The sequence below is a fragment of the Streptomyces sp. NPDC025806 genome (assembly GCF_055558275.1).
Map to the genome: position 1 here is coordinate 95,163 of NZ_JBVHMU010000014.1, position 15,835 is coordinate 110,997.

Sequence of the window (15,835 nt, forward strand, 5' to 3'; positions counted from 1 at the left end):
CGTACACACAAAGACTTCTCGGCCCCGCCGGGCCCGCTCCCCCGCTGAGCCCCCTCCAGTCACCCCGACTTCCGCCCACCCGAAAGGCGAGGCATGACGTCGTCCCAGGCCCAGGCCTTCGAACCCTCCGAGCCCGCAGAGCCCATCGAGCCCTTCGAGCCCGCTCCGCACCCGTACATCCCGAACGCCGTGCCCGCCGTGCGGCGGGCGATGCTCGACGCGATCGGCGCCGCGAGCGTCGAGGAGTTCTACGCGGACATCCCCGACGGGATCCGGCTGCACCGCCCGCTGAATCTGCCCGCGCCGCTGCGCTCCGAGGCCGAGCTGACCCGGCACATGGAGCGGCTGCTCGGCCGCAACACGACGACCCGTGAGGCCCTGAGCTTCCTCGGCGCGGGCTGCTACCAGCACCATGTGCCGGCCGTGGTGGACGAGATCGTCGACCGCAGCGAGTTCCTGACGGCCTACGCCGGTGAGCCCTACGAGGACCACGGGCGCTTCCAGGCCCTGTGGGAGTACCAGTCGATGATGGCCGAGCTGCTCGACGTCGAGATCGTCAACGTGCCGGTGTACGACGGCTTCCAGGCCGCGGGCACCGCGCTGCGCATGGCCGGACGCGTCACGGGCCGCCGCCGGCTGCTCGTCGCCTCGTCGGTCGGCGCCGACGAGCTGTCGCGGATCCGCGACTACGTGCGCCCCGACCACGACGTCACCGTCGTCCCCGTCGACCCCGCCACGGGAGGCGCCGACCTGGCCGCCGTGCGGGCGGCGCTCGCCGGGGGCGAGGTCGCCGCCGTGTACGCGCAGGCCCCCTCGGCGCTCGGCGTGATCGACGCGGCGCTGCCGGACCTGGCCGAACTCGCTCACGCCGCAGGCGCGTTGTACGTCGTCGGCTGCAACCCGATCACGCTCGGGGTGCTCGCTCCCCCGTCCTCCTACGGCGCCGACATCGCGTGCGGGGACATCCAGCCGCTCGGCGTCCACCAGAGTTTCGGCGGGGGCAACGCCGGGTTCATCGCCACCCGCGACGAGGAGCGGCTCGTCGCCGAGTACCCCTCGCGCCTGTTCGGGCTCGTGCCGACCGAGGTCGAGGGCGAGTACGGCTTCGGCGACGTCGCGTACGAGCGCACGTCCTTCGCCCGGCGGGAGGAGGGCAAGGAGTGGGTCGGGACCGCCGCCGCGCTGCACGGCATCGGCGCCGGGGTCTACCTCGCCTTGATGGGCCCGCAGGGCATGCGGGACATCGGCGACACGATCCTGCGGCTCACCGCGTACGCGCGCACCCGGCTGGCCGAAGTACCCGGGATCGAGGTGCCGTTCGGCGACACCCCGCACTTCGCCGACTTCACGGTCCGGTACACGGGCTCCCGCTCGGCCGCCGAGATCCGCACCGACCTGCGCGGGCACGGCATCTTCGGCGGGGTGCCCACCGGGGAGCGCACGGCCGCGTTCTGCGTGACCGAGGTGCACACCAAGGCCGACATCGACCTGCTCGCCACGACGCTGGAGGAGATCGTCAAGTGACCGCCCACGCCACCCCCGCCCCCGTCTCCCCCGACGCGGCGCGCATCGCCCCGAAGCCCGCGCTGCGCCGCTTCCACCAGGCGTCCTGGGACGAGAAGCTGATCTTCGAGCTGGGCTCGCCCGGCGAGCGCGGCGTCCTGGTCCCCGCTGCCGACCCCTCGCTCCCCGCGCCCGAGCTCCCCGCCGCCCTGCGCCGCGCCGAGCCGCCCGCGCTCCCCGAGATGTCCCAACAGCAGGTGCTGCGCCACTACTTGAGGCTGTCGCAGGAGAACCTCGGCGCCGACCTCAACATCGACGTGGGCCAGGGCACCTGCACGATGAAGTACAGCCCGAAGGTCAACGACCGGTTCGTGCGCGATCCGCGCATCGCCGCCCTGCACCCGCTCCAGGAGGAGGAGACCGTCCAGGGCGTGCTGCGGATCATCCACGAGCTGGAGGGCCTGCTGAAGGAGATCTCCGGCATGGACCGGGTGTCGCTCCAGCCGGGCGCGGGGTCCGCGGCGATCTACACCAACGTGGCGATGATCCGCGCCTACTTCGCGGCGCGCGGCGAGCTGGAGCAGCGCGACGAGGTCATCACGACGATCTTCTCGCACCCCTCGAACGCGGCCTGCGCGAAGACCGCCGGGTTCAAGGTGATCACCCTGCACCCGGACGCGGACGGCTACCCGGACATCGAGGCCCTGAAGGCCGCCGTCGGACCGCGCACCGCCGCCCTCCTCATCACCAACCCGGAGGACACGGGCATCTACAACCCGCGCATCGAGGAGTTCGTGCGCATCGTGCACGAGGCCGGCGGCCTGTGCTCCTACGACCAGGCGAACGCCAACGGCATCCTCGGCATCACGCGGGCCCGCGACGCCGGGTTCGACCTGTGCCACTTCAACCTGCACAAGACGTTCTCCACCCCGCACGCCTGCGGCGGTCCGGCGGCCGGCGCGTGCGCGGTCACCGCCGAGCTGGCCCCGTATCTCCCGGTCCCCACCGTCGAGTTCGACGGCGAGCGCTACCGGCTCGACGCCGACCGCCCCGAGTCGGTCGGCAAGATGCGCCCCTTCCACGGCGTCGTCCCGAACCTGGTCCGCGCCTACGCGTGGATCATGTCGCTCGGCGCCGACGGCCTGCGCGCGGCGGCCGAGACGGCCGTCCTCAACAACAACTACCTGCTCCACAAGGTGCGGCGGATCCCCGGCGTCGAGGTCCCCTACGCCGAGGGCCGCCCCCGCGTCGAACAGGTCCGCTACAGCTGGCGCAAACTGTACGAGGACACGGGCGTGCACTCCGAGGACCTCGGGCTGCGCGCGGCCGACTTCGGCACCCACTACTGGACCAGCCACCACCCGTACGTCGTCCCGGAGCCGATGACCCTGGAGCCGACGGAGTCGTACACGCGGGCCGACCTGGACGAGTACGCGGCGATCCTCGCGGAGGTCGCCCGGGAGGCCTACGAGGATCCGGAGACGGTCCGCACCGCGCCCCACCGCTCGACGATCCACCGGGTGCGCCCCGAGGCCCTGGACGATCCGTCGACCTGGGCGGTGTCCTGGCGCGCCTACCGCCGCAAGATCCTCGGCGAGCCCGCGTGACACGGCCCCGCGTCGGTCTCGTGGTGAACCCGGTCGCCGGGCTCGGCGGCCGGGTCGGCCTCGGCGGCACGGACGGCCGGGACGCGGCCCGGCGCGCCCTGGAGCTGGGCGCGGTCCCGCAGGCCCCGGCGCGCGCCGGGGAGGCCCTGGCCGAACTTCGCGCCCGTGGGTGCGACCCGGTGGTCGTGACCGCCCCGGGGGCGATGGGTGCGGAGGCGGCGCGGGCAGCGGGCCTGGAGGTGGAGACGGTCGCCGTGCCCCGTCCCGGCACGCCGGGCCCGCTCGGCACCACCGCCGAGGACACCGTCGCCGCCGTCCGGGCCGTCGTCGCCGCGGGGGTCGACCTGGTGCTGTTCGCCGGGGGTGACGGGACCGCGCGGGACGTGGCCCGGGCGCTCGACGGCGCCCCGTGCGTGGTGCTCGGGGTGCCGACGGGGGTCAAGATGCACTCGGCGGTGTTCGCCGTCGGGCCGCGTGCCGCCGGGGAGGTCGCGGCGGCGCGGCTGAGCGGGGCCGCGAGAGGAGTCCGGGACGCGGAGGTCATGGACCGCGACGAGGCGGCGCTGCGCGCGGGCCGCACCGCCTCCCGGCTGCACGGCTGGCTCACCGTGCCCGATGTGCCGGCCCGGGTGCAGCAGCGCAAGACGGGCAGCGCCTCGGCCGCGTACGACACGAGCGGCGGGATCGCGGCCGAGCTCGCCGGGCGCGCGGGCGACGGACTGCTCGTGCTCGGGCCGGGCACCACGACGCGTGCCGTGGCGGCGGCCCTCGGCGCGGACGTCTCCCTCGCGGGCGTCGACGTGCTCGACCTGCGCGACGGGCAGGCCGTCGTCACGGCGAAGGACGCGTCGGAGGACGGGATCCTCGCGCGCCTGGATCCGGCCCGGCCCTGTCATGTGGTCGTCTCCCCCATCGGCGGGCAGGGCTTCCTGCTCGGCCGCGGCAATCAGCAGATCTCGCCCCGCGTGCTGCGCGCGGCGGGCGGGCGCGACGGGCTGCTCGTGGTGTGCGCGGAGGCGAAGCTCGCCGCGCTCCGGGGCCGTCCGCTGCTCGTCGACACCGGCGACCGCGCTCTCGACGCCGAACTGACCGGCCACGTCCGGGTGATCACCGGGCACCGCCGGATCTCCCTCTACCGAACCGAAGCCTGAATTCCAACCTGAACCCCAGCCTGAATCCCAGCCTGGATCCACACCCCTTCAGCTCCTCCAGGAGGACACGATGATCTCTCTCGACGGCAAGCGCGCGATCGTCACCGGCGGCGGCGCCGGCATCGGCCGGGCCACTGCCCAGGCCCTCGCCGAGCTGGGCGCCCGCGTCGTGGTCGCCGACATCGACTCGGACGGCGGCGAGCAGACGGCGAAGGACGTCGGCGGCGTGTTCGTCCGGTGCGACGTGTCGCGGCGGGCGGACTGCGAGGCGGTCGTGGCGACGGCCGAGGACCGGTTCGGCGGCGTCGACGTGCTGTTCAACAACGCGGGCATCATCCGCCGTTCCACGGTCTGCGAGATCACCGAGGACGACTGGGACCTCGTGATGGCGGTCAACGTCCGCTCGATCCTGCTGATGAGCCGGCTCGTCATCCCCGGCATGGCGGCGCGGGGCGGCGGCTCGATCGTCAACACCGGCTCCGGGTGGGGCATATCGGGCGGCGCCCGGGCCGTCTCGTACTGCGCGTCGAAGGGCGCGGTCGTCAACATGACCCGCGCGATGGCCATCGACCACGGCCCGGACAACATCCGCGTGAACTGCGTCTGCCCCGGCGACACGGCCACCGGGATGCTCGCCGAGGAGGCCCGGCAGCTCGGCGAGAGCGCCGACGCGTTCTACACCGATGCCGCCGACCGGCCGCTCGGCCGGATCGGGCAGCCCCGGGACATCGGGCAGACGGTCGCGTTCCTCGCCTCGGACGCCTCGGCGTTCATCAGCGGCGCGATCATCCCGGTGGACGGCGCCGGTACCGCCTGACCGGCGGCGTGGCGGATAATCGACCGGACCGAATGGGGAGGGCTGCCGAGATGCCGATCGAGAACCGACCGTTGCGTGAGCAGGTGAAGGAGGAACTGCTCAGGCGCCTAGGCAGCGGCACGATCGCGACCGACGAGCCGATCAACGAGGGACAGCTCGCGACCGAGCTCGGCGTGAGCCGTACGCCCCTGCGCGAGGCCCTGATCACCCTGGAGCGCGAGGGCGTGATCACCAGCGAGCGCGGCAAGGGCTTCCGGTTCACCCCGCTCAGCGCGCAGGAGTTCCGGGACCTGACGGCCATCGTCGCGACCCTGGAGGCGCTCGCGCTGCGCTCCAGCGCCCCCGGCCATCTCGCGGAGGTCGCGCCGCGTCTGCTGGAGGAGGCCCGGGCGTTCTCGGCGCCGCAGGCCCCGCACGACGTCATAGAGCGCTACGACGACGCGTGGCACGACCTGCTCCTGTCGGGCTGCGCCAACGGCCGGCTGATGCAGCTGATCACGTCCCTGAAGCTGACGATGCACCGCTACGAGCGGGTGGCGCTCGGCGACCAGGACGTGCTGGAGCGCTCGGCCGTGGAGCACGAGCGGATCGCCGAGTGCCTCCAGAGCGGTGACCTGGACGCGGCGGTGGCGGCGCTCCAGGAGAACTGGAACAGCGGGATGGACCGCATCCTGGAGCGCCTGAAGGACTGAGCGCGCTCTTCGAAGTCCGAGGAAGGGGCCCGGCGTCGTCACGCCGGGCCCCTTCCGCACTTTCGGTTGACATGAACCTGCGTGACGCGGAAATCTTCAGCACGACGCTTGCGCGAAGCTGCACACTGACCGCAAGTTTCAAGCACAAGTAAACAACTGCTGGTCGTTCTGAGTGGAGACGCGCCACATGCGACAACCGCACCAACGACAACCGCACCGCAGAGCCAGAGCCCTCGCCGCCTGGACCACCACCGCGCTCGCGGCGGCGCTGCTCGCCGCACCCGCCCAGGACGCGGGCGCGGCCACCCCCGGCAGCGGCACCCTCGACGCCGAGCACAAGAGCGTCACCTGGCAGAGCCCCACGTACGCGGCGGGCACGGTCGACAGCCCCTCGAAGTGCCCGACGGCCGCCGAGGATCCGGACGGCAAGGTCTGCGACCGCTTCGACCTCAAGGTGTCGGTCCCGGACGGGTACTGGGACGACAATCCCGAGGGCGGCGTCCCGGTCTCGATCGAGTGGGCCGAGCGCCCCACCGACGACTTCGACATGTACATCTATGACGACGCGGGCAAGCAGGTCGCCTCCAGCGCGGGCACCGCCGACCCCGAGGCCACCGTCATCCCGAAGGCGAACGGCACCTATCACGTCGTGGTCGTGCCGTACGACGTGCACGACAACTCCTTCGTCGGCAAGGCCTATCTGCCCGAGACCACCGACGCGGGCGACCTGACCTCCTTCAAGGGCGGCGACGGCCGGTACGAGATCGCGGCGGGCGGCCTCAAGGCCCGCGCCGACTTCCTGAAGGGCGGTCAACTCCGCCTCCAGGCTGACCCGTCGGGCGCCTTCAGCGACCCGGCCGGCTCCCAGATCGTGCGCGAACAGCCCGCCCTGAACACCCACACCTCGTCCTTCGACGCGGGCGCCTACTACGGCATCCGCTCCGCCGACGCGGTCCTGCGCGTCTACAAGAAGCCGCTGCGCTTCGGCCTCTACAAGGCAGACAACAAGACGCGCGTGTGGCAGGAGGACAAGCCGCTGCGCTGGTCCACCGGCGGCATGCGGCAGAGCCTCCAGCGCGCCGCGGACGAGCAGTTCTTCGGCGGCGGCGAGCAGAACGGGTCCTTCTCGCACCGCGACAAGACGGTCCGCGTCGCCAACAACACGAACTGGAACGAGGGCGGCTACCCCAACTCCCAGCCGTTCTACCTCTCTTCGGCGGGCTACGGCGTCTACCGGAACACGTTCGCGCCCGGCGTCTACGACTTCGGCCCCTCGGTCCACACCGGGCAGCAGGAGCGCCGCCTCGACGCGTACTACTTCCTCGGTGACGCCAAGCAGGTCATCGGCAAGTACACGTCACTCGTCGGCAAGCCGTTCATGCCGCCGGTCTACGGCCTCGAACCGGGCGACGCCGACTGCTACCTCCACAACGCGAACCAGGGCGAGCGGCACACCCTCGACTCCCTGAAGGTCGCCGACGGCTACGTCCAGAACCAGATGCCGCTCGGCTGGATGCTCGTCAACGACGGCTACGGCTGCGGCTACGAGAACCTCGCCGAGACCGCCAAGGGCCTCCAGGAACGCGGCGCCCAGCTCGGCCTGTGGACACAGGACGGCATCGACAAGCTCGCCGACCAGGTCAAGGCCGGCCAGCGGGTCGCCAAGCTGGACGTCGCCTGGGTCGGCAACGGCTACGGCATGGCCCTGGACGCCTGCGACCGGGCGAAGGCCGGCATCGAGGACAACAGCGACGCGCGCGGCTTCGTGTGGATGCCGGTGTCATGGGCGGGCGCCCAGCGCTGCGCCGTCCTGTGGTCCGGCGACCAGAAACTGTCCTGGGACTACGTGCGCTGGCAGATCCCGACCTACGCGGGCGCGACCTTGTCCGGCATCGCGTACAACACGGGTGACGTGGGCTCCATCTACTCCCACGACGCCAAGATGTACGCCCGCGACCTCCAGGCGAAGACCTTCCTGCCGGCCGTCATGACGATGGACGGCTGGGCCCGGGACATGACGACCGGCCAGAAGATCAACCAGCAGCCGTGGGTGGACGGCGAGCCGTACACGTCCATCAACCGCAAGTACCTCCAGTTGCGCGAGCGCCTGATGCCGTACCTGTACACGCTGGCGAAGCAGGCCTCCGACACGGGCGTCGGCGGGGTCCGGCCGCTGTGGCTGGAGTACCCGGACGACCCGGAGACCCTGGGTGCGAACGCCAAGTACGAGTACCTGGCCGGCGACGACTTCCTCGTCGCCCCGGTCTACAAGGACGCGGACAAGCGTGACGGCATCTACCTGCCCAAGGGCACGTGGACGGACTACTGGACGGGCAAGCAGTACAAGGGTCCGACGACCCTCGACGGCTACGACGCCCCGATCGACACGCTCCCCGTCTTCGTGAAGTCCGGGGCCGTCGTGCCGATGTGGCCGAAGGGCACGACCTCCTGGAAGACCCGGGACAAGGCGCAGCTCGGCTGGGACGTGTACGCGGACCGGGGCGGCCGGAGCTCGTACACGCTCTACGAGGACGACGGGGTGACCCGGAAGTTCGCGAAGGGCGAGTCGGCGACGCAGCGTGTGACGCTGGAGTCCGACCGGGACGGCACGGTCCTCAACGTCGGCGCCGCCAAGGGCAGTTACTCGGGCCAGGCCGCCCAGCGCTCGTACACCTTCACCGTGCACGGGGCGCCGGAGCCGCACCGGGTGACGGTCGACGGACGACCGCTGCCGAACGGCTCGTGGTCGTACGACGCGGCGAAGGACGTGACCACGATCCGTACGGCGACCCTGCCGACGGACCGGTCCTTCACGGTGCGCCTGAGCTGATCCGAACGAGGGAGTGTGCGGGGCGGCCTCTCACCGGGCCGCCCCGCACATCAGTCGGCGCGTTCGGACTCGTGCCAGCCGGCGTGGAGCGCGCGGTACTCCTCGGCCGTCGCCTTCGGCACGAAGGTGCCCGGGCCGAACATCGCCTTCGCCAGCCGCGCCCTGACCCGCTGCCGGAAGCTGAACCGGCGCGCACCTCCAGGCTCCAGCGCGTAGGCGACGGGCTGCTCGTGCGCCGTCAGCCGATACAGCTCCCCGCGCGACAACGGCTCCTGCACCTCGACGACCTCACCCCGCGACGCCCGCCTCCCCCGACGGAACAGGAACCACCGGAACCCCGTACGCCCACGTCCGCCCATGCGACTCCCCCTCGGGGTCGATGCGTCCCTCCCAGGGTAGATCCGGGGGACGACCCACCGACAGAGGGCACGGCTACGGTGACCGGCATGGGATTCACCTCGGCCTGGGGCATCAGCGCGCACGACGACGCGTTCGTGACGGCACTGGCCCCGCGGATGCGGCCGCTGCTCGCGGGGAAACGCGACGACCCGGCCGCGCGGGAGCGCTGGAACGCCTGGCAGCGGGGCCCGCTTCCCGACCACCGCACCTGGTGGACACCGGCGCTCACGGCCGAACAGGACGCGCGTGTCGCGGCGTTCCAGACGCTGATGTTCACGGACGGAATGCTCGACGACCTGTGGTGCGGACCTGCGGACGACGACTTCTACCTCCCGGACGACGTGTGGGAGCGGACCGCAGACGACGTGACCATGTTCCTGTCCGTCCACAGCAAGGACTTCGCGCCGGCCGCCCTGTTCCACGCGATCGGGCCGCGCCGGGCGGCGCTGCTGCCGGGCTGGTGCGGCAGCTTCCTGCTCGACTCGGCGAGGACCGCCGCGGCGTTGCCGTCCGTCGAGGCGGCGCTCACCTTCACGCCCGCCGAACGAGCCGCCGCACAGGATCGGGACTGGCTGGACTACGCGGACGGCGAGGAGTCCGTGCTGGACGGGCCGTTGCGGGTGTGGCGGGAGGCCGTCGCGGTCGGGCTCGGGGTGTGTGGTGTGGGGCTCACGATCTGCTGACGCTGGTGAGGGGTCCGTGAGGGAAGGGGGGTTTGCCGTTGCGATGTGGGGGCGAGCGATAGGATTTCGCGTCCAGCGGTCCGTTCGGGGCCGCTGGTGGTGTACGTGGACCAGACGGGACCGGGCAGGGGCGCAATGCGGGGGTCAGCCGATGAGATTCGCCGTTCCGACGAGGACGGGTGTGCCGCGGAACCGATTCTTCGCGAACCGGCCGAACCGGCGGCTTCGGTGAGCGCCGCCGAGGCCGTGGGGCCCGCTGATTCCGTCGGGGCCGACGAGACCGTCGAGGCCGTCGGGTCCGCTGGGGGCCCGGCTCCCGGGGAGTCCGCCGGCAAGTCTCCGCTCCCCGTCCGCCACCCGGACGCGCACCGGCCCAACCCGGGTGACCGCAGTCTGAAGCGCAAGGGGACGGGCGAGGAGGCCTCGTCGGAACCGGTGTCCGGCGACTCCGTGGTGCGGCCCGCGGTGCCCGAATCCCTGCTGGCCTCGCTGAAGTCGCTGCCGGACGAAACGCCCGAGACCGCCGAGGCTCCCGTCGGCCCGGAGACCGCCGCACCCGCCCCCGCGGAGACGGCCGCCCCGGGCCCTGCCGCCACGCTCCCGGAGACGGCGCCGTCGACCGCCGAGTCGTCGGCGGAAGCCCCCGCCGATCCCGTTGCCGGCCCACCGGCCCCGGAGACGGCACCGGTCGCCGCCCCCCAGTCCGTACTGGCTTCCTTCGCGCCCCAGCCGCACGACGCGCCCGAGCCGGAGGATGCCGTGCCCGCCGAATTCACCGTCCCGATGCCGCCGCAGGACCCGCCACCGCCAACCCCGGCGCCGCAGGCACTCCCCGTACCGCCTCCTCCGGCCCCGTACACGACGCACCCGGCGCCCCCGGCGACGGCCAACGTGCCGGTGGTGCGGCCCAGGGCCGAGCTCGCGTTCCCCGCGCCGGAGTCCGTGCTGACCGTCGATCCCCGGCTCGCTCCCGCCGCGGGCAAGCCGCTGCGCGGGGATTCCGTGGTGCGGCGTACGGGCCGGTCGATCCGGCGGATCACGTCGTCGGACGCCGAGGAGGGCGCGCGGCTGCTGCGCGATCTCCAGCAGCCGACCGGCATCGGCCGCCTCGTGGCCGTGACCTCGATCCGCGGCGGCGTCGGCAAGACGACCGCGGCCGCGCTCGTGGCCCGCTCGCTCCAGATGCACCGCCAGGACCCGGTGCTCGCACTGGAGGCGGACGCCGCTCTCGGGACGCTCGCGGTGCGGCTCGGCGCCACGTCGGTGCGCTGGTCCTGCGTGGAGCTGGCCCGGATCCTGACCCCGCGGATGGACCTGCTCGACATCACGGGCTATCTGGTGCCGCTGCCGAACGGCGGCTGGCTGCTCCCCGCGAGCCGGGGCCGGGTCGGCCCCCCGCTGGACGTGCCGACGTACCGCACCGTCACCCTCGCCCTGCGCCGCCACTTCGCGGTGACGGTCGCGGACTGCGAGACGCTGCCCGGCGAGGTGGCGCGGACCGCGATGGACACGGCGCACGCCCGGATCGTGGTCGCGCCGATGACCGTCGAGGGCGTGGGCGGGACCCGCGTGGTGCTCGACTGGCTGGCGGGTCTGCCGAAGTCGGCGCTGCCGTCGACGGTCGTCGCCCTCACCTCGGGCGCCCCGGACCAGAATCTCGACCTGTCCGCGGCCGAGGCCCATCTGCGCGAGACGGGCGTCGGCGTCGTGCACCTGCCCTACGACCGGCACCTCGCGGCGGGCGGCCCGATCCAGCCGGAGCTGCTCGCCGAGTCCACCCGCCGCGCGGCCGTGCGGCTGGCCGCGGAGGCCGTGCAGCGGGCGGTGTGGGCGCCGTAGCGCGGCAGGGTCTCAGCAGCCCTTGCCGAGGGGCTCGAAGCTGACCTTCGCGTGATCCTTGGCCGAGTTGACCTCGCTGTAGACGGACCGCTGGACGTGGAACCAGGCGTCGTCCCGGCCCTTCTTGCCGCCGACGTCGTCGAGCCGGACGCACCAGCGCTCGGGGCGGACGACCCGGGTGTACGTCTCGGTGCCCTTGCGCACCCGGTCGCAGTCGCGGACCTTCTTGGTCGTGTACCAGGTCCTGGTGCGGCCGTTGGTGCGCTTGGTGTGGCGCACGCGCTTGGTGTCGTACGCGCACTTCTTCACGTAGTGCGGACGCTTCCCCTTGGCCGTCCTGCGGGTCTGGTGGCGGACGGCGTCGCGCAGACCGGTCACCTTGGTGCTCTCCACGGGGCGGGAGTACCCGCTGTCGGTCTTGCCCCCGCCGCGCGCGTCAGAGCCCTTGTCCGAGCCGGAACCACCGCCGCAGGCCGCGAGTGCGGCCACGAGCACCATCGTCAGTCCGGCGAGCGCCGAACGTCGCTTCAGGGCCATAACTCCTCTTGCTATACACGCCGTCAGGAAACGGCAGCGTAGCCGATGCCCTCCGGGCTCCCGCCGCCGCCCCGGATCGGGAAAGTCCGCGCCTGTCTTCGATCATCCGAATAACCTTGCGAGGAACGGGAATTGAAGAGTTCCCGCAAGGGTCGGCAGCAGTCGGCAGGGGTCCGCGGGGACGGGTGCGGCCGGTGGGGGGAGCGGGGTGGCCGAAGACACAGGGACGACGAGCGGCGGTGCGGGGCGCTCGGAGCGCGACGCGGCGGTGCGCCGGCGCGTCGCCGACGAGATCGACCGGCCGCCGGGCCCGCTGCGCCCGCTGCCGGTCCTGGTGCTGCTCGGTGAGCGCGGCAGCGGCAAGACCACGCTCACCGGCCATCTGCGCGGCTGGGCCCGCCGGGTGCCGATCGCCGCACTCGACCTGGAGCCGATCGGCGAGCGCGGCGGCACCCGGATCGACGTGCTGACCGAGCTGGCCTTCCAGCTCAGCGCCCGCCACGACGACCTGCCGCAGCTGTCGTTCCCCGCGCTCGGCTCACTGCTCGCCGCGGTCGGCACGGCGGTGGACGAGCGCAGCCGCGAGCGGGCGGTGCGCGACATGGCGGAGGCGCTGCGCGAGGGCCGGGCGCGGGAGTACGCGTACGAGGACCTGCTCGGGATCGCGGACACGGCGGCGCAGGCCGCGGGGCTGCCGGGCTGGACCTCGGCCGTCGTGCCGCTCGTGCAGGGCGGGCTGCGCTCGTGGCGCGGCCTGAAGCTGCGCCGGCGCTTCGCCGAGACCTCCGCGACGGCCCCCGGGCGCGGCGGCACGGCCGACTTCCTGGTGGGTGTGAACCGGCTGTACAACGGCTATCCGGCGCAGCGCGAGGAGGCCGAGCGGGTGCTGCTCGACGCCTTCCTCGCGGACCTGCGCGGCGCGTACGCGTCGAGCCGCGCCGACCGGCTGCGCACCACCCACTGCCTGGCCCTGCTCGACAACGCGGACTCCCCCGTCGGCGAGGCCTTCCTGCAACTGCTGCTCGACGCGCGGGAGCGCGCCCGCCGCCCCGACCCGCTGCTCGTCGTGGCCACCGCGAGGCGCCGCCCGGAGGCGCTGGTGCGGGCGGAGACCGGCAGCGGGCGCCGCCCGGAGTACGGGGACAGCTGGCCGCAGCAGGGCGAGTTCGCGCCGCTGGACGCGGGTCCGCTGCGCGCGGGCCGGCTGCGGAATCTGACGCGGCGCGAGGTGGAGGAGCAGGCGGCGGCGACGGTGGACGCGCTGCCCGCCGGTTCCGTCCTGCCGCGCGCGGACAACGCGGTGCAGTGGCTCGGCTGGATCGTGCACGAGCTGACGCGCGGCCATCCGGCGGGCACCGCCCGGGTCCTGGACGTGCTGCGCCGGATGCCGGCCGACCTGCCGTGGGACGAGCGGGTGCGGCAGTGCCTGGCGCCCGCCGACGGCAGCGTGCACCCCGAGCCGCTCCTCACGGCGGGCCCCGATCTCCTCGAGTGGCTGCTGCGGGACTGCTCGGGGCAGCTGCTGCGGGTGCTGCCCCGTGCCGCGGCGGCGCTCACCCTGGGCCGCGCCGAGACCTGCGAGCCGCTGTGGGAGAACCAGGAGTCGGTGCTGCGCGAGTTCGTGAACCTGAGCGCGGACGATCTGCGCACGGTGCGCGAGCCCGAGGAGGGGCTGCCGGCGCTGCCCCGGCTGACCCGGTTCCTGCTGCTGCGCCGGCTCGACGGGGCGGCGGGCCCGGACACGGACGCGGGGACCTGGACGGGCGCGCACCGGGCGCTGCGCCGGGCCGCCCAGGGGCGCGGCGATCTGCGCGCGGTCGCCTACCACGATCTGGCTCTGGGCGACCTGCCCGCCGCCGTCGACTTCCTGCGGGAACGATTCGACGAGACGGGCGCCGACGCGTGGTGCGCCGACCTCGCCTGGGTCCAGCGCGCCCCGGCCCGCTGGGCGGGCGCTCCGCCGGAGTCCGCGCGCGAGCGGTACGAGCGCCTGGTGGGGGTCGCCGAGGGCGACGCGGCGCGGCGGGCGATCACCCGGCTGCTCACGGCGGGCTGGATCACCGCGCACCCCCGCCCGGAGGGCGGCGCGCCGCAGCCGTACGCGGACCCGCTGGGCGACCCGTACGCGGAGCTGTACCCGGACATCGCCGAGGAGTTCCTCACGCTGCGCCGGCCGATCGGGGACGAACACGACCGCCATGTGCTGCTGCGCATGGCCCAGCGGTACGAGAGGAAACCGTGGTGGTAGACGAGAGAGGGTTCACGCCACGGCGGCCTCGGCCGCGCCGCTGGCCCTGGGCGCTGCTGTCCGCCGTCGTGCTGGGCGCCGGGGTGTGGCTGCTGGTCTCGCTCCTCGGCGAGGACGGCGACGGGCACGGCAAGGAGTGCGCGCCCGGCATCTACGAGACCGGTCCGCGCAAGGAGTGCGTCGGCGTCTCGGACGGCTCGTTCGTCTTCGACGACTCCCTCAAGGACGTCATGGGGAAGATCGAGAAGGAGAACGCGCGGGTCGAGGGGTCCGGCAAGAAGTATGTGTCGGTGGTCTACGTGGAGCCGCTGACTACGGTGCCGGGCGAGGAGGAGACCAAGTACGGGCTGCGCGCCGAGCTGCTCGGCGCGTATCTCGCGCAGCGCCGGCTCAACGATCCGGACCTGGGCGGCGGGCGCGGCGATCTGCCGCAGATCCGGCTGCTCGTGGGCAATCTGGGGCTGCGTTCGGAGCAGTGGAAGCCGCTCACCGAGGACGTGATCGCCCGGTCGAAGGGCGCGGACCACGTGGTCGCCGTGGCCGGGTTCGGGCAGAGCCGCGGCGGCACCGGGAAGGCGGTCTCGGAGCTGCGCAAGAAGGGCATCCCGATGATGGGCGCGACGGTCACGGCGGACGGTCTCGCGGACCCGGCGGACCCGGGCTTCTTCCGGGTCTCGGCGCCCAACCGGGACCAGGCCTCGGGCGCGGTCAACTACCTGCGCGAGCAGCAGAAGAAGCACCCCGGCTACAAGGTGGCGGTCATCCGGGACCGGAACACGGACGACATGTACAACACGTCCCTGTACCGGTCCTTCCAGACGGCCGCGCAAGGCCGCGGGCTGAAGCTGGAAGGGGTGCCGCTGGAGTTCCTGTCCAGCACGGACGGGGTGTCCAACGCGTTCTCGTCGGTCGCCGACAAGGTGTGCGCGCTCAAGCCCGACGCGGTGTTCTTCGCGGGCCGGGGCCTGAACATCCGCAACTTCATCAACTCGATGTCGGCGCCGGACCGCCGCTGCACGGTCACGCTGCTGACCGGGGACGACGCGCTGGGCGCGTACTACGGGGCGAAGGAGAGCGACGCGCGGCGCGCCCGGTTCCGTACGGAGTGGCAGGACAGCCGGGTGACCGTGCTGTACACGGCGCTGGGCCACCCGGCGCTCGCGGGCGAGCTGTACGCGAAGGAGAACGATCCGCTGCCGGACTTCGTGGAGCTGTACCGCGCCGAGTTCGGCGGCAGCGTGCAGGCCGTGAACAAGGCGCTGGAGGACGGCCAGTCGGTGCTCGGGCACGACGCGGTGTGGTCGCTCGGCATCGCCGTACGGGCCGCCGCGGGCCCCGACGGCAAGGGCCAGGTGAACCCGGGCGCGACCCTGCAGATGCTGCTCCAGCTCGGCGGCAGTGAAGCGGTGTCGGGCCTGAGCGGCCCGCTGTCGTTCGGCTCGGACGGCAACCCGGACGGCAAGCCGATGGCCCTGGTGCGGATGGAGCCGAGCGGGACGTACACCTTCCGGCAGGTGCTCAGGCCGTAG

12 protein-coding genes are annotated in these 15,835 nt (G+C 73.0%); 10 read left to right on the top strand and 2 right to left on the bottom strand.

Annotation, left to right across the window (positions count from 1 at the left end; genetic code table 11):
- Window positions 1-93: 93 nt before the first annotated feature.
- The 6 genes from gcvPA (at window position 94) to ACZ4E1_RS28585 (ending at window position 8,600) form a co-directional block, all read left to right on the top strand.
- Window positions 94-1,524, top strand: coding sequence for an aminomethyl-transferring glycine dehydrogenase subunit GcvPA (gene gcvPA / locus ACZ4E1_RS28560; protein ID WP_467544576.1), 1,431 nt, complete (start codon window positions 94-96; stop codon window positions 1,522-1,524).
- Window positions 1,521-3,110 (top strand): aminomethyl-transferring glycine dehydrogenase subunit GcvPB, encoded by a 1,590-nt coding sequence (gene gcvPB, locus ACZ4E1_RS28565; protein WP_467544579.1) that lies wholly within the window; start codon window positions 1,521-1,523, stop codon window positions 3,108-3,110. The genes gcvPA and gcvPB overlap by 4 nt, the downstream gene beginning before the upstream one ends.
- Window positions 3,107-4,261, top strand: a complete 1,155-nt coding sequence (locus tag ACZ4E1_RS28570) for an ATP-NAD kinase family protein (protein WP_467544582.1) — start codon at window positions 3,107-3,109, stop codon at window positions 4,259-4,261. Before gcvPB ends, ACZ4E1_RS28570 begins: the two co-directional genes overlap by 4 nt.
- 70 nt (window positions 4,262-4,331) lie before the next feature.
- A complete protein-coding gene (locus ACZ4E1_RS28575; RefSeq protein ID WP_467544584.1) occupies window positions 4,332-5,078 on the top strand; it encodes an SDR family NAD(P)-dependent oxidoreductase in 747 nt (248 codons plus the stop codon).
- 50 nt (window positions 5,079-5,128) lie between these two features.
- Window positions 5,129-5,770: a GntR family transcriptional regulator gene (locus ACZ4E1_RS28580; protein ID WP_467544588.1), complete on the top strand. Its 642-nt coding sequence runs from the start codon at window positions 5,129-5,131 to the stop codon at window positions 5,768-5,770.
- Window positions 5,771-5,957: 187 nt separating this feature from the next.
- Complete coding sequence (locus tag ACZ4E1_RS28585; protein WP_467544590.1) at window positions 5,958-8,600, top strand: glycoside hydrolase family 31 protein; 2,643 nt, start codon at window positions 5,958-5,960, stop codon at window positions 8,598-8,600.
- 50 nt (window positions 8,601-8,650) lie between these two features.
- Here ACZ4E1_RS28585 and ACZ4E1_RS28590 read toward each other — a convergent pair whose 3' ends face one another.
- Window positions 8,651-8,878 (bottom strand): hypothetical protein, encoded by a 228-nt coding sequence (locus ACZ4E1_RS28590; protein ID WP_467544592.1) that lies wholly within the window; start codon window positions 8,876-8,878, stop codon window positions 8,651-8,653.
- Window positions 8,879-9,046: 168 nt separating this feature from the next.
- Between ACZ4E1_RS28590 and ACZ4E1_RS28595 the strand changes: the two genes are divergently transcribed.
- Together ACZ4E1_RS28595 and ACZ4E1_RS28600 are read left to right on the top strand one after the other, a co-directional pair.
- Window positions 9,047-9,682, top strand: coding sequence for a hypothetical protein (locus ACZ4E1_RS28595; protein ID WP_467544595.1), 636 nt, complete (start codon window positions 9,047-9,049; stop codon window positions 9,680-9,682).
- Window positions 9,683-9,910: 228 nt separating this feature from the next.
- Window positions 9,911-11,521, top strand: a complete 1,611-nt coding sequence (locus tag ACZ4E1_RS28600) for a hypothetical protein (RefSeq protein ID WP_467544598.1) — start codon at window positions 9,911-9,913, stop codon at window positions 11,519-11,521.
- A gap of 12 nt (window positions 11,522-11,533) precedes the next feature.
- Here ACZ4E1_RS28600 and ACZ4E1_RS28605 read toward each other — a convergent pair whose 3' ends face one another.
- Window positions 11,534-12,058: a hypothetical protein gene (locus tag ACZ4E1_RS28605; protein ID WP_467544602.1), complete on the bottom strand. Its 525-nt coding sequence runs from the start codon at window positions 12,056-12,058 to the stop codon at window positions 11,534-11,536.
- A gap of 208 nt (window positions 12,059-12,266) precedes the next feature.
- Between ACZ4E1_RS28605 and ACZ4E1_RS28610 the strand changes: the two genes are divergently transcribed.
- On the top strand, window positions 12,267-14,306 hold the full coding sequence (locus ACZ4E1_RS28610) for an ATP-binding protein (protein WP_467544605.1): 2,040 nt from the start codon (window positions 12,267-12,269) through the stop codon (window positions 14,304-14,306).
- Window positions 14,300-15,835 carry an ABC transporter substrate-binding protein gene (locus ACZ4E1_RS28615; protein WP_467544607.1) on the top strand — a complete coding sequence of 512 codons (1,536 nt, stop codon included), beginning with the start codon at window positions 14,300-14,302 and terminating at the stop codon, window positions 15,833-15,835. The genes ACZ4E1_RS28610 and ACZ4E1_RS28615 overlap by 7 nt, the downstream gene beginning before the upstream one ends.